The following is a 22,256-nucleotide window of genomic DNA, read 5'->3' as shown; positions in this document are numbered from 1 at the left end:
TCCGTCCCCTTTTCTGGTTACCGCCAGTCGGTGATGCCTTCGCGGCGGTAGGCCTCGGCGAACGCCGGGCGCGCCTTCATCGAGGTGGCATGTGCCTTGAGCGACGGCCAGGTGTCACTGGGCCTGGGCATGTTGCGCGACCAGCGCATCAGCATCACCAGCATGTAGTCGACCACGCAGGGCGTGGCGCCCAGCAGGTAGGGCCCATGCGCCAGCAGGTGCGTGGCCACATGCTGCCAGGCCGCTTCCAGGCGCTGTCGCGCCATCTCGCGACTGGCCTCCACGTTTGCCTCGCCCGCCACCTCGTGCGGATAGAACCAGGCGCGATAGGCCGGCTGCAACGTATTGGCACACCAGAACATCCAGCGGTAGGCATCGGCGCGCTGCGGCGTGCCCAGTGCCGGCAACAAACCGGCGTCCGGATGGCGGTCGGCCAGGTACAGGGCGATCGCCGCCGCTTCAGTCAGTACCAGGCCATCGATCAGCAGCGTCGGCACCACGCCGGCCGGATTCAGTGCCAGGTACTCCGCCGACTTGTGCTCGCGCGCGTCGAAATCCAGCAGCACCAACTCGTGCTCGATGTCGAGCTCGATCAGCAGCCAGTGCACCACCAGCGCGGCGGTGCTTGTCGAACCATACAGCGTGGTGCTCATGCGGCGGATCCTGTGCAGGTGGGCCGGCCGATTATGCGCCCGTGCGGGAGCCGTCGCTCAGCCGCAGCTGCTCATGCAGGTATCGCGGCGCTCGCCACAGGACATCATCGGCGCGCGCAGCGTGCAGTCATGCGTCTTCAGTTCGCAGGCACGGCGCAGGTCCGGGTTGTCCACGTCCTTGCAGCGCTTGTCCGGCGCCGGCACCATCCGCTGCTCGCAATTGCTCTGGCGGCTGCCGAGAGAGTCATTCTGCGCCATGCAGCTGCGATAGCCGGCCTGGCACTGCATGCGGCATTGCGCCGATGCAGGGAAATCCGCGCCTTCGTACGACGCCGGGGTGCTGCAGCCGGCCAGGGCCAGCAGCACGCCGGCCACGATGAAGCGATGCAGGGCCATGGACACGTCCTGTGCGAGGGTGTGCCGACCGTAGCAGAGCCAGGGCTACAGGCGTGTTAATCCTGCCTCCAGATACAGCAACGGCGCCACAGGGGCGCCGTTGTCCGGACCGAAGCGTGCGGGAATTACTCCACCACCACCGGAATCTTGCCGATGCGGGCCTGCCACTCGCGCGGGCCGGTCTTGTGCACCGATTCGCCGGCGGAGTCGACGGCCACGGTCACTGGCATGTCCTGCACGGTGAACTCGTAGATCGCCTCCATGCCCAGGTCAGCGAAACCGACCACCTTGGCCGCCTTGATCGCCTTGGACACCAGGTAGGCCGAGCCACCGACGGCCATCAGGTAGGCCGACTTGTGCTTCTTGATCGCCTCGATCGCGGCCGGGCCGCGCTCGGCCTTGCCGACCATGCCCAGCAGGCCGGTCTGTGCCAGCACCTGCTCGGTGAACTTGTCCATGCGGGTCGCCGTGGTCGGGCCGGCCGGGCCCACCACTTCGTCACGCACCGGATCGACCGGGCCGACGTAGTAGATGAAGCGGCCCTTCAGATCGACCGGCAGCTGCTCGCCCTTGTTGAGCATGTCGACCATGCGCTTGTGCGCGGCGTCGCGGCCGGTGAGCAGCTTGCCGTTGAGCAGCAGGGTCTGGCCCGGCTTCCAGCTGGCCACGTCTTCCGGGGTAATCGTATCCAGGTCCACCCGGGTGCCCTTGGATGCGTCGTAGGTCAGCTTCGGCCAGTCTTCCAGCGACGGCGGGTCCAGCATCACCGGGCCGCTGCCATCCAGGGTGAAGTGCGCATGGCGGGTGGCCGCGCAGTTCGGGATCATCGCCACCGGCAGGTTGGCCGCGTGGGTCGGGTAGTCGTTGATCTTGATGTCGAGCACGGTGGTCAGGCCACCCAGGCCCTGCGCACCGATGCCCAGCGCGTTGACCTTCTCGTACAGCTCCAGGCGCAGCTCCTCGATGCGGTTGGACGCACCACGGGCCTGCAGCTCGGTGATGTCGATCGGCTCCATCAGCGCTTCCTTGGCCAGCAGCATCGCCTTCTCGGCGGTGCCACCGATGCCGATGCCCAGCATGCCCGGCGGGCACCAGCCGGCGCCCATGGTCGGCACGGTCTTCAGCACCCAGTCGACAATCGAGTCGGACGGATTGAGCATGGCGAACTTGGTCTTCGCTTCCGAACCACCGCCCTTGGCGGCGACGATCACGTCGACTTTGTTGCCCGGCACCACCTTGACGTTGACCACGCCCGGGGTGTTGTCCCTGGTGTTGATGCGCTTGCCTGCCGGATCGGCCAGCACCGAGGCGCGCAGCTTGTTGTCCGGGTGCATGTAGGCGCGGCGCACGCCTTCATTGGCCATGTCTTCCACGCCCATGGTGGCGTCATCCCAACGCACGTCCATGCCGATTTCCAGGAACACGGTGACGATGCCGGTGTCCTGGCAGATCGGGCGGTGGCCCTCGGCGCACATGCGCGAATTGATCAGGATCTGCGCCATCGCTTCCTTCGCGGCCGGCGACTCCTCGCGCTCGTAGGCGGCGGCAAGGTTCTTGATGTAGTCGACCGGGTGGTAGTACGAGATGTACTGCAGCGCGTCGGCGATGGACTGGATGAGGTCTTCCTGCTTGATCGATGTCACGTCTTGCTCGCTTGCTCGAGGCTGGCGGGGGTAATCCACCCATTTTACCCCCTCCCCCGGCCCCGGGGTGGTAGTGCCGGCCGCTGGCCGGCAAGATTCCCCCGACGCCCTGTCACGCCACGCGCCACTGCGGCGTCCTTGCCCACATGAATGCCGAAACCGCTTTCCAGACCCACCGCCCGCGCCTGATGGCGCTGGCCTACCGCCTGCTCGGCAGCCGCACCGACGCCGAAGACGTGGTCCAGGACGCCTGGCTGCGCTGGTCCGGCGCCGATCCTGCGGCCGTCCGCGATGCCGAGGCCTGGCTGGTCACCACCACCACCCGGCTCGGCCTGGACCGGCTGCGTGCGGCCAAGCGCGAGCGCGTCCACTACGTCGGCCCATGGCTGGCCGAACCGCTGGCGGTCACCCTGGAGCCGGACCCGGCGCCCGGTCCGGCCCAGCTGCATGCGCTGGCCGACGACGTCTCGGTCGCTTTCCTGACCCTGCTCGAACAGCTCGGCCCGGAGGAACGCGCCGCCTTCCTGCTGAAGGAGGCGTTCGACCACGACTACCGTCAGATCGCCGAGCTGATCGGCCACAGCGAGGCCAACTGCCGGCAGCTGGTGCACCGTGCCCGGCAACGCCTGCAGGCCGGACGACCGCGCTTCAATGCCGATGCCAGCCAGCACCGGCAGCTGCTGGCGCGCTTCATGGAGGCCTCGCAGCGCGGCGACAGCGACGCGATCCAGGCCCTGCTGCACGCCAACGCGGTGCTGGTTTCCGACGGCGGTGGCGTGGTCACTGCGGCGGTGCGGCCGCTGCTGGGCGCCGAACGCATCGGCCGCCTGTTCTGGGCCATCGCCCGCCGCGGCGCGGTGCATCCCGCCCAGCTGGGCTACGTCAACGGCGAGCCGGCGATCCTGCGCTTCCAGGGTGAGCGCCTGCATTCGGTCACCACCATCGAAGTGGTCGATGGCCGCATCGCCAACGTGTACAGCGTGTTGAATCCGGAAAAGCTGCCGGGTGTTGTCACGCGCGATGACGGTACGGCGTCCTGGTAGTGAAAGGCGGCCACCGTGGCCGCCGTGGAGCCGAAAATGTCCGACCACGCCTCTCCCCGCGTCCCCTACACCCGCCTGGCCGCCGAGGCCTTCAAGGGCCTGCTGGCCACCAGCCAGGCCGTGCATGACAGCTCGATCGATCCGACCCTGATGGAACTGGTGTTCCTGCGCGTGTCGCAGCTCAACGGCTGCGGCTACTGCATGGACATGCACGGCACCGCGCTGCGCAAGGGCGGCATCGAGCCGCGCAAGCTGGACACGCTGCCGGCATGGCACGAGAGCCGCTTCTTCGACGAACGCGAGCGCGCGGCACTGGGCTGGGCCGAGGCGCTGACCCGGCTGACCGACGGCGCGCCGTCGCAGGCCGCGTTCGATGCCCTGGCACCGCACTTCGATGAGAAGGGCATCAGTGACCTGAGCATGGGCATCGCGGTGATCAATGCCTGGAACCGCCTCGGTGCGGGGTTGCTGCCGCCGCTGCCGGCCTGACCCACCCCGCCTTCGACAGTTCATCGGTGCTGCTGGTAGGTGTCGACCTTGGTCGGCACGCTGGATCCACGCAATGCGTGGATACGGGAGGGTCGGATCCCTTCGCTTCGCGAAGGGATCTGACCCCGGTGCCGGCAACACGGCTGCACTGACTCCCCCTGCACGTATCACGCGCGCACAATACGCGCATGCCTGCCATCCCCCCCGTTGGCGCTGCCGCCGCGAAGAAACCCAGCCTGCGCCAGCGCTTCAAGGCGATGCGCAACCTGCCGCCGTTCCTGCGCATGGTCTGGCAGACCAGCCCCGCGCTCACCCTGGCCAGCCTGGGGCTGCGCCTGATCCGTGCGCTGCTGCCGGTGGCGATGCTGTACGTCGGCAAGCTGATCATCGACAGCGCCCTGCACCTGAGCCAGCACGACGCCGGTTTCCCGCCGCTGGGCGAGGCGCTGTCCAGCGGCATGCTCAATCCGCTGCTGGGCCTGCTGGCGCTGGAATTCGGCTTGGCCATCGCCTCGGACCTGCTCGGCCGGCTGGTCAGCTACGCCGATGCCCTGCTCTCCGAGCTGTTCGCCAACGTCACCAGCATCCGGCTGATGGAACACGCGGCGACGCTGGATCTGGAGGACTTCGAGGACCCGGACCTGCAGGACAAGCTGGACCGTGCGCGGCGCCAGACCATGGGCCGGATGAACCTGATGAGCCAGCTGTTCGGCCAGGTGCAGGACGCGATCACCGTGGCCAGCCTCGCCGTCGGCCTGCTGGTCTACGCGCCGTGGCTGATCCTGCTGCTTGCGCTGGCACTGGTGCCGGCCTTCATCGGCGAATCGCACTTCAACGCGGCCGGTTACAGCCTCAACTTCCAATGGACGCCCGAGCGCCGCCAGCTCGACTACCTGCGCCAGCTCGGTGCCAGCGTGGAAACGGCCAAGGAAGTGAAGATCTACAACCTGCACCGCTTCCTGGTCGAGCGCTATCGGCGCCTGTCGGTGGCGCTGTTCCAGGCCAACCGTGCCCTGGCACGGCGCCGGGCGTTCTGGGGCACGCTGCTGGCTGCGCTGGGTACGCTGGGCTACTACACCGCCTACGCCTACATCGCCTGGCGCACGGTGCGCGGCGATTTCTCGATCGGCGACCTGACCTTCCTTGCCGGCAGCTTCCTGCGCCTGCGCCAGCTGCTGGAAGGCCTGCTGATCGGCTTCTCGCAGGTGGCCAGCCAGGCGCTGTACCTGGACGACCTGTTCTCGTTCTTCCAGATCGAGCCGGAAATCCACTCGCGCGAAGGCGCCATACGCGTGCCGCAGCCGATCCGCCAGGGCTTCGTGTTCGAGAACGTCGGCTTCCGCTATCCCGATGCCGAACAGTGGGCGGTGCGCCACCTCGATTTCCAGCTGCAGGCCGGCGAAGTGCTGGCCCTGGTCGGCGAGAACGGCGCCGGCAAGACCACCCTGGTGAAGCTGCTGGCACGCCTGTACGAACCGGACGAGGGTCGCATCCTGCTCGATGGCCGCGACCTGCGCGACTACGACCTGGACGACCTGCGCGCCAACCTCGGGGTGATCTTCCAGGACTTCGTGCGCTACAACCTCAGCGCCGGCGAGAACATCGGCGTCGGCCAGGTCGAGGCCATGGACGACCGGGCGCGCATCGCCGACGCCGCGCGCCGCGGCATGGCCGAGGAAGTGATCGAGGAGCTGCCCGGTGGCTACGACCAGCTGATCGGCCGCCGTTTCAAGCGGGGCGTGGACCTGTCCGGTGGCCAGTGGCAGAAGATCGCCATTGCCCGCGCGTGGATGCGCAATGCGCAGGTGATGATCCTGGATGAGCCAACGGCAGCACTGGATGCGCGCAGTGAATTCGAGGTGTTCCAGCGGTTCAGGGAACTGGCGGATAATCGCACCGCCGTATTGATTTCCCACCGTTTTTCCTCGGTCCGCATGGCCGATCGCATCCTGGTGCTGGCCGATGGCCGGATCGAGGCCAGTGGCACCCACGCCCAGCTGATGGCACAGGGCGGCCGCTATGCCGAGCTGTTCGAGCTGCAGGCGGCGGGTTACCGCTGAGAACGCCTCTCGTTCCGCCCAATGAGAACCCGTCTCATTTGAGATAGAATTCCCCCGACGACTTTTGACAGATACGCCCATGTCCTCCGCTTTTGGCGCCGAAACGGTGCTTGAGGTCCGTCACTGGACCGACGCCTACTTCAGTTTCACCACCACCCGCGACAGCGGCTTCCGCTTCGAGAACGGCCAGTTCGTGATGATCGGCCTGGAAACCGAGGCACGGCCGCTGCTGCGTGCGTACTCCATCGCCAGCGCCAACTGGGAAGAGCATCTGGAGTTCTTCAGCATCAAGGTGCAGGACGGCCCGCTGACCTCGCGCCTGCAGCACATCAAGCCGGGCGACAAGGTGCTGGTCGGCAAGAAGCCCACCGGCACCCTGCTGATCAGCGACCTGCACCCGGGCAAGAACCTGTACCTGCTGGGCACGGGTACCGGCATGGCGCCGTGGCTGTCGGTCATCAAGGACCCGGAGACCTACGAGCGCTTCGAGAAGGTGATCCTCTGCCACGGCGTGCGCTACGAAAAGGATCTGGCCTACCGCGATTACTTCGAGAGGGAGCTGCGTGAGCACGAGTTCCTGGGCGAGATGATCGGCGACAAGCTGCTGTACTACCCGGCCGTCACCCGCGAGCCGTTCGCCAACCAGGGCCGCCTGACCTCGCTGATGGAAAGCGGCCAGATGCAGCGCACCCTCGGCCTGCCGGAGCTGAGCCCGGAAAACGACCGCGCGATGATCTGCGGCAGCCCGCAGATGCTGGCCGACCTGCGTGCTGTGCTCGATGCCCGCGGTTTCCAGGTTTCGCCGCGCATCGGCCAGCCGGGCCACTACGTGTTCGAGCGCGCGTTCGTCGAGAAATGATGCTGCAACGGTAGTGCCGGCCGCTGGCCGGCTCTTCCTGGCCCACGGGATTGCCGGCCAGCGGCCGGCACGACCTCACAGCAGCGCTTCGATCTCGCCGCGCAGCTGCTCCGGCCGGGTGGTGGGCGCATGCCGCGACACCACCCGCCCCTGGCGATCGACCAGGAACTTGCTGAAATTCCACTTGATGCGGGCACTGCCGAGCACGCCGCGCTTCTCCCGCGCGAGCCACCTCCAGAGCGGGTCGGCCCCATCGCCGTTGACCTCGATCTTCTCCGACAGCGGGAAGCTGACCGGATAGTCCAGCGAACAGAACTGGCGGATCTGTGCGGCATCACCGGGCTCCTGCGCGCCAAACTGGTTGCACGGGAAGCCGATCACCACCAGGCCGCGCTCGCGGTAGTCCTGCCACAGCTGCTCCAGCCCGGTGTACTGCGGGGTGAAGCCACAGCGGCTGGCGACGTTCACCAGCAGCAACGGGTGGCCCTGGTACCGGGCCAGCGCCTGCCGCTGGCCGTCGAGGTCGCGGAAGCTGAAATCGTAGGCAGTGGTCATGGCAGCGGGCCGTGGGCGGTGAACGCATGGTACCCGCGCCCGGCCCCGGCAACATGCCTTTTGACACAAGTGCAGTCGCCGCCGGCCGGGTTACCCTCGGGCCCTTGTTTGCCTTACCGGAGCTTCTACCTTGACCACTCGACTTGCCCTTGCCGTGGCCATGTCCCTCGGCCTTGCCCTGCCCGCCTTCTCGGCCGGCGCCGCCACCCCGGCTGCCAGCACCAATGCCCAGCAGGCCAACCCGTTCTTCGCCGAAAGCCCGCTGCCGCTGCACTTCCCGCAGTTCGACAAGATCAAGGACAGCGACTTCGCCCCGGCCTTCGACGCCGGCATGGCGCAGCAGCTGAAGGAAGTGGAGGCGATCGCCAACAACAAGGCCAAGCCGACCTTCGACAACACCATCATCGCCCTGGAAAAGAGCGGTGACATCCTCGACCGTGCGACCACCGTGTTCTTCAGCCTGGTCGGCGCCGATACCAACGACACCCGCAAGAAGCTGCAGGCCGACTACTCGGCGAAGTTTGCCGCGCACAGCGATGCGATCGCGCTGAACGGCAAGCTGTTCGCCCGCATCCAGGCGCTGTACGACACCCGCAGCCAGCTGGGCCTGGACGCCGAAGGCGTGCGCCTGGTCGAGAAGTACTACGACAACTACGTGCGCGCCGGCGCCAAGCTGTCCGAGGCCGACAAGGCCACGCTGAAGGACATGAATGCCGAACTGGCCAATCTGGGCACCAAGTTCAGCCAGAACGTGCAGTCGGAAGTGAACGCTTCGGCGATCACCGTCGACGACGTCAAGGAGCTGGCTGGCCTGTCCAAGGAGCAGATCGCCGCCGCCGCCGAAGCCGCCAAGGCGCGTGGCCTGGAAGGCAAATACGTGATCACCCTGCTCAACACCACCGGCCAGCCGCCGCTGACCAACCTGGCCAACCGCGCCCTGCGCCAGAAGATCTACGAAGCCTCGACCACCCGCGGCAGCCGCGGCGGTGAGTTCGACAACACCGCGCTGGTCTCGCGCATCATGCAGCTGCGTGCCGACAAGGCCAAGCTGATGGGCTTCCCGAACTTCGCCGCCTACAACCTGACCAACCAGACCGCCAAGACCCCCGAAGCGGTCAACGCGATGCTCGGCAAGCTGGCTCCGGCCGCGGTGGCCAATGCCAAGCGCGAAGCCGCCGACCTGCAGGCGATGATCGACAAGGAGCAGAAGGCCGCGCGCAAGCCGACCTTCCAGCTGGAACCGTGGGACTGGGCCTTCTACAGCGAGAAGGTGCGCCAGGCCAAGTACAACTTCGACGAGTCGCAGCTGAAGCCGTACTTCGAACTGAAGAACGTGCTCGAGAACGGCGTCTTCTACGCCGCCGGCCAGGAATTCGGCCTGACCTTCAAGCAGCGCACCGACCTGCCGGTCTACCACGATGACGTCACCGTCTACGACGTGTTCGACGCCGATGGCAGCCAGCTGGCGATCTTCATCTTCGATCCGTATGCGCGCGCCTCCAAGCGCGGCGGTGCGTGGATGAACTCCTACGTCTCGCAGTCCAAGCTGACCGGCTTCAAGCCGGTGGTCGCCAATCACCTGAACATCCCGAAGCCGCCAGCCGGCCAGCCGACCCTGCTGACCTGGGATGAGGTGAACACCACCTTCCACGAGTTCGGCCACGCCCTGCACGGCATGTTCTCCAACGTGAAGTACCCCTACTTCTCGGGCACCTCGGTGCCGCGCGACTTCGTCGAGTTCCCCTCGCAGGTCAACGAGATGTGGGCCGACAACCCGGTCATCCTGAAGAACTACGCCAAGCACTACCAGAATGGTTCGGCGATGCCGCAGGCCCTGCTGGACAAGGTGATTGCCGCATCGAAGTTCAACCAGGGCTTTGCCACCACCGAATACCTGGGGGCGGCGATGCTGGACCAGAACTGGCACCAGATCGGCCCGGACCAGGTGCCGGCGGCCAAGGACGTGATGGCCTTCGAGCGCGCCGCGCTGGAGAAGGACGGCATCTACTACGCGCCGGTTCCGCCGCGCTACAAGACCCCGTACTTCAGCCACATCATGGGCGGCTACTCGGCCGGCTACTACGCCTACATCTGGTCGGAAGTGCTCGACGCCAACACCCAGAAGTGGTTCAAGGACAACGGCGGCCTGAGCCGCAAGAACGGCGACCACTTCCGCGCCACCCTGCTGTCCAAGGGCGGCAGCGTCGACGCGATGCAGCTGTTCCGCGATTTCGCCGGCCACGAGCCGCAGATCGAACCGCTGCTGGAAAAGCGTGGCCTGACCGGCGCCGGCAACTGATCGCCAGCGCAGTCGCCTGAAACGAAAACCGCCCGGGAGACCGGGCGGTTTTTTGTTGTGGTCGGGGTCAGAGCCCTCTTCTGCGAAAAGGGATCTGACCCCGGGGTCGGATCCCTTTCCGACGGAAAGGGCTCCGACCCCAGCCACGCCATCAACGCGGCGCCACGTACCCACCCGGCACGCCTTCCGGCGACAGCACCAGCTGCCACAGCTGCGCGTGCCGGCAGCGGAAGGTGGCCATCGACCCGGCCAGGTAGAAGCGCCACATGCGCCGGAAGTGCTCGTCGTAGTGCGCATCCAGCCGCGGCCACGCTGCTTCCACGTTGCGCCGCCATGCCTGCAGGGTCAGGTCGTAGTCGGTGCCGAAGTTGTGCCAGTCCTCCAGCACGAAACGGCCTTCGAACGCCTTGGTGATCTGCACCGCCGACGGCAGCATCGAGTTGGGGAAGATGTAGCGTGCAATCCATGGATCGGTGCGATGCCGTGAGACATTGGTGCCGATGGTATGCAACAGCAGCAACCCGCGCGGCGACAGGCAGCGCTTGGCCACTTCGAAGAAACTGGCGTAGTTCTTGTCACCGACGTGCTCGAACATGCCGATCGAGAAGATCGCATCGAATGGTTCGTCCAGTTCACGGTAATCCTGCAGGCGGATTTCGATCGGCAGGCCAGCGCACAACTGCCGCGCGAACTCGGCCTGCTCCTGCGATATGGTCACGCCGACGCCGCTGACACCGTAGCGCTCGGCGGCGAACTTCAGGGCTTCGCCCCAACCGCAGCCAATGTCCAGCACGCGCTGGCCCGGGCGCAGGCCCAGCTTGCGGCAGACCAGGTCGAGCTTGGCCTCCTGTGCGGCGTCGAGGTCGTCGGCGTTGCGCCAATAGCCACAGCTGTAGACCAGGCGCTGGCCGAGCATGGCCTGGTAGAGATCATTGCCGAGGTCGTAATGGCGGCGACCGACTTCGTAACTGCCCTGCCCCGCCTGCAGGTTGAACAGGCGCGCCTTCAGCGCGTCTGCCACTTCGCGCCAGCCGTGCACCCGTTCATCCAGGTGCGCCTGCATCAGGTGGACGAGGAATTCATCCAGGACATTGGCATCCCACCACCCCTCCATGTAGCTCTCGCCCAGGCCGAGCGAGCCGTGGCCCATGACCCGCGCGAAAAAGCGCGGGTCATGCACCTGGATGTCCTGTGGCTGGGTGCCGCCGATGCGGACCCCGGCTTCGTGGAGCAGGCCGGCGACCCGCTCCTGCAACCCTGTATCCACGCCACCTCCTCGACTGCGGTCAACCGCGTGCGAACAGCTCCACGTAGTCCTTGGCCACGTGCGGCAACAGCACCGCTGCCGGTACATCGGCGGTCTGGGTGCCGTCCGAGTATGGACCCACCTGGTACGGCGGGAAAACAAAGCGCAGCGCGGTGATCTGCCCCTTGTCGTCGGTCAGTGGCTGGAACTGGCTGAAATTGTCGGCCTGCGGGCCGGTTCCGTCGGCGATCATGCGCGATGCGTTGCGCAGCGATTCCTGCAGCTGGGCCGGGTCCATGTCCTCGCCACTGAGGCGGGTGGCCACGCGTTCGCGCAACTGGTCGGCGACGAAATCGCTGATCGCCTTCCAGCCCTTGGCATCGGCCACAAGCTTTTCGGCGCTGAGCATCTGCTGCTGCTGCGGCAGCCACACGAAGCGCGCCACCAGCGGTTCGCCGTGGGCGCCACCCGTGTAGCGGCTGCCGTCGGCACTGACCACCACCAGCTGCGGGGTTTCAAGCAGCTTCTCGAAGCTCAGCGACAGCTCGTAGGGCATGGTCGGCTTGTCGTTGCCCAGCCCGTCCAGCGCCTGCTGCAGGTCGCTGCGCGCACTCGTGGCATAGCTCTGCAGCGCGCGGGCCAGGCCCGGATAACGGTCGATACCGGCCGGGTAGCTGATGCCCACCACTTCGCGCTCGTTGTTCTCGATCACGTCGCGCAGATCCAGCGGCGCTTCCGTGGCCGGCGTTTCGCCCGCGGCCGTCGCCTCGGCGGCGGGCGCCGCGTCGGTCGCCGGTGCCGGCTCGCTTTCACGCTGGCAACCGGCCAGCAACAGCACGCCCACCACGCCGGCCAACACGCTGCCGCGCAGTGGCCGGTTGTTTCCAATCTTCATCGGGATCCCCTGTTCATGTTTGTACATCATCGCCTGCCATGGCTGAAGCGTGACCCGCTGGCGTTCAGCCAACGAGCAGGTCGTGGTACTCCTCGTGGCGCTGCAGGAAGGCTTCGGCGTAGGAACATGCCGGCACCACCTTGTATTTCTGCTCGCGCGCGAAACGCAGTGCCACGCGGGTCAGCTCACCGGCGATGCCACGGCCGGCGATCGGCTCGGGCACCTCGGTATGGGTGATGACCATGCGCCTGCGCTTGATCTGGTAATCGAGCACCGCCAGCTGTCCGCGCACACGTGCGGTGAAGCGGTGGTTGGCCAGGTCGTGCTCGACCTCATAGGCCAGACCGGGGGGCGTGACCGAAGCCATGGAACTGTCTCCTGCGGCGACTGCGTGGATGGTGCGCAGCCGGGCGCCATGATCGCGTGAAGCCTGAACAGGGGCAAGTCCAGTCCATTCACGTCAGTTTTCGCCCTCAAGCTGGAGGCGGGCCGGCCGCTATCGCCTATGGAGGGGTACGGCCAGGCTGGCACGACCCTTGCGACCGTTGACCATGCGCACCACCGTGGAGGCTCCCATGCACGCCAGCAATTCCCATTCCGATACCGACCGCGCCCTGCTGGAGGGCCTGCTGCAACTGGCGGTGGAAGGGCAGACCGAGGATCAGGATTTCCAGCGCATCGGCGAGGAAGTGTTCGCCCGCCTGCTGGATACCTACGGCCAGCAGACCGCAGCCTGACCCGGCCGGGGCGGATCGGACCCGATCCGCCCCGCTACCCGCATCAACCGCCGCCGAGGCGGAAGGTCGGGTTGGAGAGTTCGCGCAGGAAGTGGGTGAAGATGCTCGGCTGCATGGCCAGCATGAAGATCACGCCAAACGCCGCACCTGCCAGGTGCGCGCTGTGGTTGATGCGGTCGCCACCGCGCCTGTCCATCCAGATGCTGTAGCCGACGTAGAACGCGGCATAGATGATCGCCGGTGCCGGGATGAAGAACACCAGGATGATCGACCACGGCTTGATCAGGATGAAGGCGAACAGCACCGCCGATACCGCCCCGGACGCCCCGAGGCTGAGGTAGTTCGGGTTCTTCTGGTTCTTCAGGTAGCTGGGCAGGATCGAGACCAGCAGCGCGCCGATGTAGAACGCCGGGTAGGTCAGGTAGCTGCCGGTCAGCTGCACCATCACGCTCTCGATGAATCCCCCGAAGAAGAACAGGGTGATCATGTTGAAGATCAGGTGCGACCAGTCGGCGTGGATGAAGCCATAGGTCACCAGCCGGTCGTACTGGCGGTGACGGTCGATGGCCGGCGGCCACAGGATCAGGCGGTCGGCCAGCTTGCGGTTGTTGAACGCCATCCACGACAGGATGGCGGTGATGGCGATCAACAGCAGATTGACGGGGGTCATGTCAGGCTCAGGCGCTACGGTAGTTGTCGACCATACGATAGCGTTTCGCGTACCAACCGAAGGCCAACGCCGCGACGAAGGCGAAGCCGGCGAAGAAGAACATCAGGAACGCCGCCTCGCTCAGGCCCGTGCCCGCGATCTGGTGGGTGACCGTGTCGTTGCGCACCGCTGCGTTGGACAGCAGCACCCACAGGTTGCCGATGGTGGTGGTCAGGTTCCAGAAGCTCATCACCACGCCCTTCATCGCCTGCGGTGCCTGGCTGTAGGCGAACTCCAGGCCGGTGGCCGAGACCAGCACCTCACCGAAGGTCAGCAGCGCGTACGGCAGCATCTGCCAGAAGATCGACATGGCGTTGCCGCCGTCCATCACCACCTGGATGCCACCCACCACGATCCAGGCCAGGCCACTGAAGGCGATGCCGGCGGTCATGCGGCGCAGCGCGGTCGGTTCGAAGCCGAAGCGGCGCAGGGCCGGATACAGCACCAGGTTGTTGAACGGAATCAGGATCATCACCAGCAGCGGGTTCAGCGCCTGCATCTGCGAGGCGGTGAACCAGCTTGGCATCTGCATCTGCTGGCCCTGCAGGACCCAGGTCGAGGCCTTCTGGTCGAACAGCGAGAAGAACGGCGTGGTCAGCGCGAAGATCACCAGCACGCGCAGTACCGAGCGCACGCCTTCCACGGCTTCGGCCGGATGCTGGCCACGGGCGCGGTCCAGCTGCAGCCAGGTGCCGCCACCGATGCCGGCAAGGATGGCCACCAGCGCCAGGCACAGGCAGATCACGATGCCCAGCGAACCGACCAGGCCGAACGAGGCCACCGCCAGCGCCAGGCCAAGCACGGCGATCACCAGGCCCGGACGGCCCTGGCCAGCCACGCGCGTGGTCAGCGCGGTACGCACCACGTTGGCGAACGAATGCGGGTCCTTCGGCGGCAGCGGCACCAGCACGTAGCGCCTGCGGCCCAGCCAGAACACGAAGGTAGCGATGAACATCAGGATGCCCGGGATGCCGAACGCCCACTGCGGGCCCCAGTTCTTCAGCACCAGCGGGATCAGCAGCGAGGCGAACAGCGAGCCGAAGTTGATGATCCAGTAGAAGGCGTCGAAGACGATCTTGGCCAGGTGCTTGTTGCTCTGGTCGAACTGGTCGCCCATGAACGAGGCCACCAGCGGCTTGATGCCGCCGGCACCGAGCGCGATCAGGCCCAGGCCGAGGAAGAAGCCCTCGCGGCTGTTCTCGAACAGCGCCAGGCACAGGTGGCCGGCGCAGTAGACCAGGCTGAACCAGAGGATGGTGTGGTACTTGCCGAAGAACCGGTCGGCCAGCCAGCCACCGAGCAGCGGGAAGAAATACACGCCGATCATGAAGCTGTGCATGATGTCCTTGGCTTCACCGGCACGGCCTTCGGCAGTGATTTCCTGCAGCAGCAGCGAGGTGATCAGGAACTGCACCAGGATGTTGCGCATCCCGTAGAAACTGAACCGCTCGCAGGCCTCATTGCCGATGATGTACGGAATCTGGCGCGGCATCTTTCCCTGGCCGGCGATGGGGGCGACTGCGTCGTGGCTCATCCTGTAAGGCATTCCTGCAAAGCGAAAGGCGCAAGGTTACCGGAACCGGGGCTTGCGAAGCACGCTGCAGGGCTGCATGACAACGGTGCCAATCCATGGCAGGCAGTGCAGGCCCTGCCGGAAGTCACGGCACCTGCACGACAAAAGCGTAAACTTATCGTTATGCGCCCCCTCGCCCACGCCCGCCTCCTGCTCAGCTGCCTTGCGCTGTTGCTGGCGTTGCAGGCGCAGGCACGACCACAGGCGCCGGCCGCCGTTGCCAGCGAGAGCGACCCCAGGCAGCTGACGGTCGCCGCGCTGGAGCTGCCCAGCCGCGATGACGCGCAATGGAAGCAGCGCCGCGAGCAGGTCGCACAGCTGCTGACCGAGCTGCAGCCGGACGTGATCTCGGTGCAGCAGGTGCTGCAGCAGCAGGGCCGCAACCCGGCCTGCTGGCTGGCCAGCCGGCTGCGCTACAGCTGCGACTTCGTTACCGCCGATCCGCCCAGCCAGCCGCTGCGGCATGGCAACGCCATGCTGACCCGGCTGCCGGTCAGCGAGGACGGCGTGACCCTGCTGCATCCTCCCGGCACCTTCAGCGCGGCCGGCATGATGCGGCTGAGGCTGGGCGAGGCGCTGGTCAACATCTATGTGGCGCGGCTGCGCCCGGACCCGGACGAGGCCAGCGCCCGCCAGCACCAGACCAGCGACCTGATGACCTGGATCGGCGCCACCGCCGAAGGCATGCCGAGCCTGATTGCCGGCGATTTCTCGGCCAGCACGGTGGAACTGGTGCGCAGCACGCCGGGGTTCCAGCCGGCCCGGCGCAATCCCGGCGGCCGTGCCGAGGCGCCGGCGGCCAGTGGGGGCGGCAGCAGCGGCCACGGCCTGGATGTGCTGTTCCAGGTCAAGCATTTCGGCGGCATCCGCCAGCAGCCGATCCTGCTGCCGGCCGACGGCGACCTGCCCGGCCTGCGTCTGGGTGTGATGGCGACCCTGCGCCTGCAGGGCGATACGGCCACTGCGGAATAGGTAGTGCCGACCGCTGGCCGGCTCCCCCGGTACTGCACGGTTGCCGGCCTGCGGCCGGCACTATCGAACGACTGCTGCAACAGAAAAGGCCGGGGTCTCCCCCGGCCTTCTCATGTCATCCCGTCACGCGATCAGGCGATCGCTTCCTGGTAACGGCGCTCGACTTCGTTCCAGTCGATGACGTTGAAGAACGCGCCGATGTATTCCGGGCGGCGGTTCTGGTACTTCAGGTAGTACGCGTGTTCCCACACGTCCAGGCCGAGGATGGGGGTGTTGCCTTCCATCAGCGGGCTGTCCTGGTTGCCGGTGCTCTCGACCACGACCTTCTTGTCCGGGGTCACGCTCAGCCACGCCCAGCCACTGCCGAAACGGGTCAGCGCGGCCTTGGTGAAGGCATCCTTGAACTTGTCGAAACCGCCCAGGTCCTTGTCGATGGCCTTGGCCACGTCGCCCACCGGGTTGCCGCCGGCATTGGGGGCCATCACGGTCCAGAACAGCGAGTGGTTGGCATGGCCACCACCGTTGTTGCGCACCGGGCCCTGCAGGTTCTCCGGCAGCGACTTGAGCTTCTTCACCAGCTCTTCGACCGGCAGGTCAGCGTACTCGGTGCCTTCCAGCGCCGCGTTGACGTTGTTGATGTAGGTCTGGTGATGCTTGGTGTGATGGATTTCCATCGTCGCCGCATCGATATGCGGTTCCAGCGCGTCGTAGGCGTAGGACAGCTTGGGCAGGGTGTAGGCCATGATGCATCTCCTGATTGCGAGGGCACCCGACGATGTCGGGCGGTGCGCGGTGAATGATGGGGACAGACCGCCAGATTACCAAGGGGGATGTAAAGGAAATTGCGTCCTGCCAGTGAGCACGACGGCAATTGTTACGCAGCAGTGACGCAGCGCGCTCCTCATGCACCGTGCAGCGCACAGGCGCTACAGTGCGTGTACTACCCTCGCCCGCCCCTGCCCATGCGCAACCCCCGGCTGCTGATCACCGCCATCGCCCTGCTGCTGCTCGGCCTGGTCGCCAACCATTTCCTGCAAAGGCCGCCAGCGCCGCAGTTCGCGCCCGACCTGCAGGGCACGCCTGTCGCGCGCGCGCCGGCCACCGCCTCGCCCGGCAAGGACAGCGGACTTCCCGCGTTCCTGCCCGCCGAAGCGCGCGCGACCATCGCCCTGATCCAGCGTGGCGGTCCATTCCCGCACCGCCAGGACGGCAGTACCTTCGGCAACCGCGAGCAGCAGCTGCCGCAGCGCGCGCGCGGCTACTACCGCGAATACACCGTCGACACCCCTGGCGCGCGTACGCGTGGCACGCGTCGCATCGTCACCGGCGGCGATCCGCCGGAAGCGTGGTACTACACCGACGACCATTACGCGTCATTCCGCAGCTTCACCGTACCGGCCCAGGGAGCGCAGTGATGAGCCACGATGATTTCGGCCTTGGCCTGCATGACATCAACAACGCCGGCGTCTACGCCATCGACAGCGACGACATCGGCGCACTGGCCGCGGCGATGCGCGATGCCGGCCTGAAAGTGATCCGCATCGATCTAGAGGGCGTCGCGGACAAGCGCACCCTGCTCGCCCGTTTGGCCGCACAGCTGGATTTCCCGGCCGGTTTCGGCGGCAACTGGGATGCGCTGTCGGACAACCTGCGCGACCTGCAATGGCTGCCGGCCAATGGCTACGCGCTGTTCCTGGCCGACGTGGACGCGCTGCGCGCCGGTCCGCAGAAGGACTTCGACACCCTGCTGGACGTGATGGACGAGACCAGCCGTGACTGGGTCGGCCGCGACGTACCGTTCTGGGTGTTCCTGTCGCAGAGCGCGTAAGGTCACTGCCTTGGCCGGCATGCACTGACGCCTTGGCAGAGGCCAAAGCGCGGGCCGGCCAGCACGTCGGCGCGGCCCCCTGCCTAGCGGCTCCCGTTGTCTTCCTGCAGTTCCTTCTTGAACGGGATGTCCGGCGGCGGTCGTGCCACGGCCGGCTGGTCCTGCATGTTGGGGTTGGTCAGGCCACAGCCGCCACCGGCCTGCAGGATCGAAATGACGCAGGAGATCCTTGTGTTGGTGCCCGGCAATGGAATGTCCATCGCCTTGACGCCCTTGCGCACCCATTCGGCCAGCAGCGATTCCTGCGGCACCCAGTATTTGTCGAACGAGGTCGGCGTGTAGTCGTACGGCGGGCGCTTCAGCCAGGTGCCGGACTGCGCAATGCGCTCCTTGCTCCAGCCGTCGTTGGCCCCACCGGGCGCACCGCGCGCGGCATGGCCATCGCCCTCCTGGCCAGGCACGCGCACGCTGCCATCGGCATTGAACAGGCCGCTGCCCTTGCCGGCGGTACTGGCCTGGCGGGTACCGTTGCTGCTGCCGTCGCGGTTGCGGCTGGAAGACCCCCAGTCATCGCCCTTGGCAGGTGTCGCCCAGTTGCCTGGATCAGGCGCCGGGCGCGCTCCCGCGTTTGCGGGTGTGCTGCTGGATGCTGACGGACGCGCGCTGCTGCTCGCCTGCGTCGCGCTGCCCTGGGCCGCAGTCGCAGGCGTCGCCGTGGCACTGCCACTGGAGGATGCCGGCGCTGCCACCGGTGCCGAGGCCACTTCACGTTCCCGCACCTGCACGTCGCGGCCAGTGGGCGCGCGTACGGCGGGCTCACGCCCGGCCACCGCCGCCATCCGCACCTGCGGATCGGCCACGGCCTGCACTTCACGTTCGCGCACCTGCACGTCCTGCTGCGGCACGCGCACCTGCACTTCCGCGTTGCGCAGCGGTTGGGGAGCCACCGGCGCGTCGACCGTACTGACTTCGCGTTCGCGCACCTGGATGTCACGCACCTGCGGCGTGCGCACGGCCAGTTCCGGGGTACGCACCGGGCTTGGTGTCGGCGGCGCCTGCACCGGCTGCACGCTGCGCTCGCGCACGGCGAGTGTGCTGTCACGCGGTACGACGCTGACTTCGGTGCGCGGCACACTGACCGGCGGCACCACGAAATCCGTGCTGGCCTGCGCCACTTCGGTGGCCTGGACGGGCGAAGGCGGCGGCGCGGCCACCGGCGCCGGCTCGGCGTCGGCCGGCGGTGGTGGAACGCTGGCGGTCGGCGCGGATGCCGGGGATGAGGCGGTGGTTTCGGCAGCCACCGGACGCGGCGCAGGGGCCGAGGCAGCGCCCGCCTCCTGGCCCGGCGTAACCCGACCTGCCGCCGCAGCCGCAGCCGCTTCGGCGCCCGGCTGATCGCCACCGCCTTCCTGCGACGCGCGGCCGACGAACTCCACCTGCACGCGCTCGCCCTCGGTGCCCTCTTCGTCCGGCGCGCTGGTACGGATCACCGCCACCCACAGCAACAGCACGAAGAACAGCAGATGCAGCAGTGCACTGACCAGTGCCGAGGTCCAGCGCATCCAGCGCTGGTCGCGCGGCGCGGCGTCCCAGTCCTGCCAGAACAATCGGCGCAGCGCCTGCCACGGCGACAGCCGCGGCGACTGGCCTGGCGGGCCCGGCAGCGGGCGCGGCAGGAAAACTGCGATCACCTCGCGGGCATGGAACGGCCGCGGCAGTGGCCCCAGCGAGCGCAGCCACAGCGCCCAGCCATAGGGCAGGCGCGTGGACTTCTCGAGGACGGCGCGGGGCTGCTGGCGCGCCAGCAGCAGATCAATGAGTTGCTCGGCCCGGGTCAGAGGCACGCGTCAGCGATCAGGCGACGTTGCCGCGCGGAATGTAAGGCGCGTGGCCGCTGTCATGATCGGTCGCGTCACGCACGGCGGTCACGCCCGGCACGCGGCCCATCAGGGTTTTTTCGATGCCCTGCTTGAGCGTCACATCGGCCATGCCGCAGCCCTGGCAGCCACCACCGAAGCGCAGCAGCACCACGCCGTCGGACGAGACTTCCTGCACGGCCACCTTGCCGCCATGCGAGGCCAGCTGCGGATTGACTTCGTTCTCCACCACCCAGTGCACGCGTTCGACCAGCGAGGCCGCATCACCCGGCGCTTCGCCCTTGATGCGCGGCGCCTTGATGGTCAGCTGCTGGGCACCGGCGGTGCCGGCGACGATGTCGATCTCGGCGCCATCGAGCCAGCCAACGCTGCCGGCGTCGACATAGAGGGTGAAACCATCGCAGTCCACCGCCCACTCGTCACCGAGCAGGTCGGTCGGTTCGGCGAATTCCAGCCGGGCATCGGCGCGCGGCGTACCGGGGTCCACCGCGCTCAGGCGCACGCCCATGCCGGGCACGCCCTCGCGTTCGATCAACTTGCGGAAATGGGTCTGGGCAGTGTCGGAGATCTGGATCATCAGGCTATTCTAGCCAAGTAAGCGCCAGCCGCTCATTCAGTTTATACACCGTCCGGCGCATTGTTCAGTCAACACGAGGTGGAGATTCCCATGGCCGACCTGATTCCACTGGCCCACGCCCGTTGCGTGCCGCGCAAAGGCAGCGACCACAAGCTCGGCGAGGCCCGCCTGGCCGAACTGCTGCCGCAGGTTCCCGGCTGGGAGCTGAGCGAGGGTGACCAGGCCCTGTCGCGTACCTTCCGCTTCAAGGATTACTACGCCACCATGGCCTTCGTGAACGCGCTGGCCTGGATCGCCCACCGCGAGGACCACCACCCGGACCTGGGCGTGCACTACGACCGCGCGGTCGTGCGCTTCTCCACCCACGATGTGGGCGGGCTGAGCGAGAACGACTTCATCTGCGCGGCCAAGACTTCGGCCCTGACGGAGCAACTGCCATGAACGTACGTTTGCTGAGCCTGTCCCTGATCGCTGCGACCGGCCTGGCCGGCTGTGGCGCGTCCGAACCGCCGTCACCGCCACCACCGCCGCCGACCGAAGTGGCCGCGGTGAAGACGCCGCCGCAGTACCCGCTGGAACTGGCCTGCATGGGCGTGGGCGGCACCAGCACCTTCAAGGTGACCATCGGCACCGACGGCAAGCCGAGCGAGGTTGCGCTGTTGACCGGGGCCGGCAACCCGCAGCTGGACGAACTGGCCAAGACCGCCGTGCAGGGCTGGCAGTTCAAGGCCGCCACCCGTAACGGCCAACCGGTGCCGGCCACCATCCAGGTTCCTGTCAGCTTCAACCCGCCACAGCCGAAGCCGGACCAGTGCTTCGCCATCGAAGAACGCCTGCGCCGCGGCGGCTGATCGCGCGCACCCCGACGGGGCCTGCCGACGCCCGCCTCGCCCTCGCCGCCCCGGCCCTGCCCGGGGCGGCTGTCTGTTGACCAGGATCGCGTGGGTTGATGCTGCAGATTCCCCCTGAAAACATCTGGATCGCACTGGCGGTCACGCTTGCCGCAGGCCTGGCCACCGCGATCGGCAGCCTGCTGGTGCTGTTCTCGCGCCGCCCCAGCCCGCGCCTGCTGGCGTTCGGTCTGGCCTTTGCCGGTGGCGCGATGGTCTATGTGTCGCTGTCGGAGATCCTCAACAAGTCCATTGCGTCGTTTGCACTGGCGTATGGCGAGCGCACCGGCTTCACCTACGGCACCCTGGCCTTCCTGCTGGGCGTGATCGTGATCGTACTGATCGACCACTTCATTCCCAATCCGCATGACAGCCTGGACAAACAGGACCCTGCGTTCCGCGAGAACAGCCGCGAGTACCTGAAGCGGGTCGCGCTGCTGACCTCGGTTGCGATCACCGCACACAATTTCCCGGAAGGGCTGGCGACCTTCTTTGCCACGCTGGAAAGCCCATCGGTGGGCATGCCACTGGCCTTCGCCATCGCCATCCACAACATTCCCGAGGGCATCGCGATCGCGGTGCCGGTGTACTTCGCCACCCAGAACAAGTTCTACGCGTTCAGTGCCAGCCTGCTGTCCGGCCTGGCCGAGCCCGTGGGCGCGGCGCTTGGCTACTGGCTGCTGTCAGGATCGCTGTCGCACGCCACGTTCGGCTGGGTGTTCGGCCTGATCGCCGGCGTGATGGTGTTCCTGGCGCTGGATGAGCTGCTGCCGGCGGCCAAGCGCTATGCCAAGGGCCACGAGACGGTTTACGGACTGGTGGCCGGCATGGGCACGCTGGCGATCAGCCTGGTGCTGTTCAAGTGGTGAGGGGTTCCCGGCTCGCCCTGTAGAGTCCAGCCATGCTCGACTGGCTTTCCGCGCGGCCCGACCGAGGCGCAGTCGAGCGTGGCTCG

General features: G+C 67.0%; 24 protein-coding genes. 12 read left to right on the top strand and 12 right to left on the bottom strand.

Annotated features, from left to right (window positions below):
• Positions 1-17: 17 nt before the first annotated feature.
• The 3 genes from AC5P6H_RS06405 to AC5P6H_RS06395 all read right to left on the bottom strand — a co-directional run bounded on the left by AC5P6H_RS06405 (position 18) and on the right by AC5P6H_RS06395 (position 2,692).
• Positions 18-653 carry a glutathione S-transferase family protein gene (locus tag AC5P6H_RS06405; RefSeq protein ID WP_049442437.1) on the bottom strand — a complete coding sequence of 212 codons (636 nt, stop codon included), beginning with the start codon at positions 651-653 and terminating at the stop codon, positions 18-20.
• A 57-nt stretch (positions 654-710) separates the two neighbouring features.
• Positions 711-1,049, bottom strand: coding sequence for a hypothetical protein (locus AC5P6H_RS06400; RefSeq protein WP_046431623.1), 339 nt, complete (start codon positions 1,047-1,049; stop codon positions 711-713).
• A 125-nt stretch (positions 1,050-1,174) separates the two neighbouring features.
• Complete coding sequence (locus tag AC5P6H_RS06395) at positions 1,175-2,692, bottom strand: fumarate hydratase (protein ID WP_014647726.1); 1,518 nt, start codon at positions 2,690-2,692, stop codon at positions 1,175-1,177.
• 146 nt (positions 2,693-2,838) lie between these two features.
• Here AC5P6H_RS06395 and AC5P6H_RS06390 point away from each other — a divergent pair, with 146 nt between their 5' ends.
• The 4 genes from AC5P6H_RS06390 (at position 2,839) to AC5P6H_RS06375 (ending at position 7,143) form a co-directional block, all read left to right on the top strand.
• A complete protein-coding gene (locus tag AC5P6H_RS06390; RefSeq protein ID WP_288496563.1) occupies positions 2,839-3,735 on the top strand; it encodes an RNA polymerase sigma-70 factor in 897 nt (298 codons plus the stop codon).
• A gap of 36 nt (positions 3,736-3,771) precedes the next feature.
• Positions 3,772-4,224 carry a carboxymuconolactone decarboxylase family protein gene (locus AC5P6H_RS06385; protein ID WP_134809081.1) on the top strand — a complete coding sequence of 151 codons (453 nt, stop codon included), beginning with the start codon at positions 3,772-3,774 and terminating at the stop codon, positions 4,222-4,224.
• A 188-nt stretch (positions 4,225-4,412) separates the two neighbouring features.
• Positions 4,413-6,284, top strand: a complete 1,872-nt coding sequence (locus tag AC5P6H_RS06380; RefSeq protein ID WP_288496564.1) for an ABC transporter ATP-binding protein — start codon at positions 4,413-4,415, stop codon at positions 6,282-6,284.
• Positions 6,285-6,363: 79 nt separating this feature from the next.
• The gene (locus AC5P6H_RS06375) at positions 6,364-7,143 is read left to right on the top strand and encodes a ferredoxin--NADP reductase (protein ID WP_014647730.1); all 780 of its coding nucleotides are present in this window, start codon (positions 6,364-6,366) and stop codon (positions 7,141-7,143) included.
• 75 nt (positions 7,144-7,218) lie between these two features.
• On the opposite strand, the gene AC5P6H_RS06370 is transcribed toward AC5P6H_RS06375, so the two are convergent.
• Positions 7,219-7,698: a glutathione peroxidase gene (locus tag AC5P6H_RS06370; RefSeq protein WP_134809080.1), complete on the bottom strand. Its 480-nt coding sequence runs from the start codon at positions 7,696-7,698 to the stop codon at positions 7,219-7,221.
• A 130-nt stretch (positions 7,699-7,828) separates the two neighbouring features.
• Here AC5P6H_RS06370 and AC5P6H_RS06365 point away from each other — a divergent pair, with 130 nt between their 5' ends.
• Positions 7,829-9,997: a M3 family metallopeptidase gene (locus AC5P6H_RS06365; protein WP_014647732.1), complete on the top strand. Its 2,169-nt coding sequence runs from the start codon at positions 7,829-7,831 to the stop codon at positions 9,995-9,997.
• Positions 9,998-10,148: 151 nt separating this feature from the next.
• Here the strand turns inward: AC5P6H_RS06365 and cfa are convergent, their stop codons facing one another.
• From cfa to AC5P6H_RS06350, 3 genes are read right to left on the bottom strand one after another with little or no spacing between them, the layout of a single operon-like run.
• Positions 10,149-11,264 (bottom strand): cyclopropane fatty acyl phospholipid synthase, encoded by a 1,116-nt coding sequence (cfa, locus tag AC5P6H_RS06360; RefSeq protein WP_049405890.1) that lies wholly within the window; start codon positions 11,262-11,264, stop codon positions 10,149-10,151.
• Positions 11,265-11,283: 19 nt separating this feature from the next.
• On the bottom strand, positions 11,284-12,165 hold the full coding sequence (locus AC5P6H_RS06355; protein WP_046431642.1) for a DUF3298 and DUF4163 domain-containing protein: 882 nt from the start codon (positions 12,163-12,165) through the stop codon (positions 11,284-11,286).
• A gap of 37 nt (positions 12,166-12,202) precedes the next feature.
• Positions 12,203-12,505, bottom strand: a complete 303-nt coding sequence (locus AC5P6H_RS06350; RefSeq protein ID WP_006455911.1) for a GNAT family N-acetyltransferase — start codon at positions 12,503-12,505, stop codon at positions 12,203-12,205.
• A 208-nt stretch (positions 12,506-12,713) separates the two neighbouring features.
• Between AC5P6H_RS06350 and AC5P6H_RS06345 the strand changes: the two genes are divergently transcribed.
• Positions 12,714-12,875, top strand: a complete 162-nt coding sequence (locus tag AC5P6H_RS06345; RefSeq protein ID WP_014037806.1) for a hypothetical protein — start codon at positions 12,714-12,716, stop codon at positions 12,873-12,875.
• A 43-nt stretch (positions 12,876-12,918) separates the two neighbouring features.
• On the opposite strand, the gene AC5P6H_RS06340 is transcribed toward AC5P6H_RS06345, so the two are convergent.
• The gene (locus AC5P6H_RS06340) at positions 12,919-13,545 is read right to left on the bottom strand and encodes a rhomboid family intramembrane serine protease (RefSeq protein ID WP_014647735.1); all 627 of its coding nucleotides are present in this window, start codon (positions 13,543-13,545) and stop codon (positions 12,919-12,921) included.
• Between the two features lie 7 nt (positions 13,546-13,552).
• Positions 13,553-15,118, bottom strand: coding sequence for a POT-type proton-dependent oligopeptide transporter (locus AC5P6H_RS06335; protein ID WP_014647736.1), 1,566 nt, complete (start codon positions 15,116-15,118; stop codon positions 13,553-13,555).
• A gap of 162 nt (positions 15,119-15,280) precedes the next feature.
• On the opposite strand from AC5P6H_RS06335, the gene AC5P6H_RS06330 reads away from it, so the two are divergent.
• Positions 15,281-16,129: an endonuclease/exonuclease/phosphatase family protein gene (locus tag AC5P6H_RS06330; protein ID WP_049405898.1), complete on the top strand. Its 849-nt coding sequence runs from the start codon at positions 15,281-15,283 to the stop codon at positions 16,127-16,129.
• A gap of 131 nt (positions 16,130-16,260) precedes the next feature.
• Here the strand turns inward: AC5P6H_RS06330 and AC5P6H_RS06325 are convergent, their stop codons facing one another.
• The gene (locus AC5P6H_RS06325) at positions 16,261-16,872 is read right to left on the bottom strand and encodes a superoxide dismutase (protein WP_005410310.1); all 612 of its coding nucleotides are present in this window, start codon (positions 16,870-16,872) and stop codon (positions 16,261-16,263) included.
• Positions 16,873-17,091: 219 nt separating this feature from the next.
• On the opposite strand from AC5P6H_RS06325, the gene AC5P6H_RS06320 reads away from it, so the two are divergent.
• Together AC5P6H_RS06320 and AC5P6H_RS06315 are read left to right on the top strand one after the other, a co-directional pair.
• On the top strand, positions 17,092-17,544 hold the full coding sequence (locus tag AC5P6H_RS06320) for a guanyl-specific ribonuclease (RefSeq protein ID WP_041863621.1): 453 nt from the start codon (positions 17,092-17,094) through the stop codon (positions 17,542-17,544).
• A complete protein-coding gene (locus AC5P6H_RS06315; protein WP_014647739.1) occupies positions 17,544-17,957 on the top strand; it encodes a barstar family protein in 414 nt (137 codons plus the stop codon). Before AC5P6H_RS06320 ends, AC5P6H_RS06315 begins: the two co-directional genes overlap by 1 nt.
• 83 nt (positions 17,958-18,040) lie before the next feature.
• On the opposite strand, the gene AC5P6H_RS06310 is transcribed toward AC5P6H_RS06315, so the two are convergent.
• Together AC5P6H_RS06310 and AC5P6H_RS06305 are read right to left on the bottom strand one after the other, a co-directional pair.
• A complete protein-coding gene (locus AC5P6H_RS06310; RefSeq protein WP_495202399.1) occupies positions 18,041-19,801 on the bottom strand; it encodes a hypothetical protein in 1,761 nt (586 codons plus the stop codon).
• 10 nt (positions 19,802-19,811) lie between these two features.
• Positions 19,812-20,411, bottom strand: coding sequence for an NfuA family Fe-S biogenesis protein (locus tag AC5P6H_RS06305; RefSeq protein WP_014037813.1), 600 nt, complete (start codon positions 20,409-20,411; stop codon positions 19,812-19,814).
• A 90-nt stretch (positions 20,412-20,501) separates the two neighbouring features.
• Here AC5P6H_RS06305 and AC5P6H_RS06300 point away from each other — a divergent pair, with 90 nt between their 5' ends.
• The 3 genes from AC5P6H_RS06300 (at position 20,502) to zupT (ending at position 22,170) form a co-directional block, all read left to right on the top strand.
• Positions 20,502-20,852: a 4a-hydroxytetrahydrobiopterin dehydratase gene (locus AC5P6H_RS06300; RefSeq protein WP_197621052.1), complete on the top strand. Its 351-nt coding sequence runs from the start codon at positions 20,502-20,504 to the stop codon at positions 20,850-20,852.
• Complete coding sequence (locus AC5P6H_RS06295) at positions 20,849-21,262, top strand: energy transducer TonB (RefSeq protein WP_495202398.1); 414 nt, start codon at positions 20,849-20,851, stop codon at positions 21,260-21,262. Before AC5P6H_RS06300 ends, AC5P6H_RS06295 begins: the two co-directional genes overlap by 4 nt.
• Before the next feature lie 98 nt (positions 21,263-21,360).
• Positions 21,361-22,170: a zinc transporter ZupT gene (zupT, locus tag AC5P6H_RS06290; RefSeq protein WP_014647743.1), complete on the top strand. Its 810-nt coding sequence runs from the start codon at positions 21,361-21,363 to the stop codon at positions 22,168-22,170.
• Positions 22,171-22,256 lie beyond the last annotated feature (86 nt).

This window comes from Stenotrophomonas sp. YJH_SMC_110, from assembly GCF_059369255.1.
Note: the sequence above shows the minus strand (reverse complement) of the source record. Positions and strands in the feature narration are given on the sequence as shown.

Bases quoted from the DNA above. Each gene is read 5' to 3' on its own strand.
- AC5P6H_RS06300 (WP_197621052.1), top strand. From the start codon at position 20,502: ATGGCCGACCTGATTCCACTGGCCCACGCCCGTTGCGTGCCGCGCAAA.
- AC5P6H_RS06355 (WP_046431642.1), bottom strand. From the start codon at position 12,165: ATGTACAAACATGAACAGGGGATCCCGATGAAGATTGGAAACAACCGG.
- AC5P6H_RS06390 (WP_288496563.1), top strand. From the start codon at position 2,839: ATGAATGCCGAAACCGCTTTCCAGACCCACCGCCCGCGCCTGATGGCG.
- AC5P6H_RS06380 (WP_288496564.1), top strand. From the start codon at position 4,413: ATGCCTGCCATCCCCCCCGTTGGCGCTGCCGCCGCGAAGAAACCCAGC.
- AC5P6H_RS06400 (WP_046431623.1), bottom strand. From the start codon at position 1,049: ATGGCCCTGCATCGCTTCATCGTGGCCGGCGTGCTGCTGGCCCTGGCC.
- zupT (WP_014647743.1), top strand. From the start codon at position 21,361: ATGCTGCAGATTCCCCCTGAAAACATCTGGATCGCACTGGCGGTCACG.
- AC5P6H_RS06370 (WP_134809080.1), bottom strand. From the start codon at position 7,698: ATGACCACTGCCTACGATTTCAGCTTCCGCGACCTCGACGGCCAGCGG.
- AC5P6H_RS06350 (WP_006455911.1), bottom strand. From the start codon at position 12,505: ATGGCTTCGGTCACGCCCCCCGGTCTGGCCTATGAGGTCGAGCACGAC.
- AC5P6H_RS06340 (WP_014647735.1), bottom strand. From the start codon at position 13,545: ATGACCCCCGTCAATCTGCTGTTGATCGCCATCACCGCCATCCTGTCG.
- AC5P6H_RS06315 (WP_014647739.1), top strand. From the start codon at position 17,544: ATGAGCCACGATGATTTCGGCCTTGGCCTGCATGACATCAACAACGCC.
- AC5P6H_RS06375 (WP_014647730.1), top strand. From the start codon at position 6,364: ATGTCCTCCGCTTTTGGCGCCGAAACGGTGCTTGAGGTCCGTCACTGG.
- AC5P6H_RS06305 (WP_014037813.1), bottom strand. From the start codon at position 20,411: ATGATCCAGATCTCCGACACTGCCCAGACCCATTTCCGCAAGTTGATC.
- AC5P6H_RS06345 (WP_014037806.1), top strand. From the start codon at position 12,714: ATGCACGCCAGCAATTCCCATTCCGATACCGACCGCGCCCTGCTGGAG.
- AC5P6H_RS06330 (WP_049405898.1), top strand. From the start codon at position 15,281: ATGCGCCCCCTCGCCCACGCCCGCCTCCTGCTCAGCTGCCTTGCGCTG.
- AC5P6H_RS06295 (WP_495202398.1), top strand. From the start codon at position 20,849: ATGAACGTACGTTTGCTGAGCCTGTCCCTGATCGCTGCGACCGGCCTG.
- AC5P6H_RS06385 (WP_134809081.1), top strand. From the start codon at position 3,772: ATGTCCGACCACGCCTCTCCCCGCGTCCCCTACACCCGCCTGGCCGCC.
- AC5P6H_RS06320 (WP_041863621.1), top strand. From the start codon at position 17,092: ATGCGCAACCCCCGGCTGCTGATCACCGCCATCGCCCTGCTGCTGCTC.
- AC5P6H_RS06335 (WP_014647736.1), bottom strand. From the start codon at position 15,118: ATGAGCCACGACGCAGTCGCCCCCATCGCCGGCCAGGGAAAGATGCCG.
- AC5P6H_RS06405 (WP_049442437.1), bottom strand. From the start codon at position 653: ATGAGCACCACGCTGTATGGTTCGACAAGCACCGCCGCGCTGGTGGTG.
- AC5P6H_RS06325 (WP_005410310.1), bottom strand. From the start codon at position 16,872: ATGGCCTACACCCTGCCCAAGCTGTCCTACGCCTACGACGCGCTGGAA.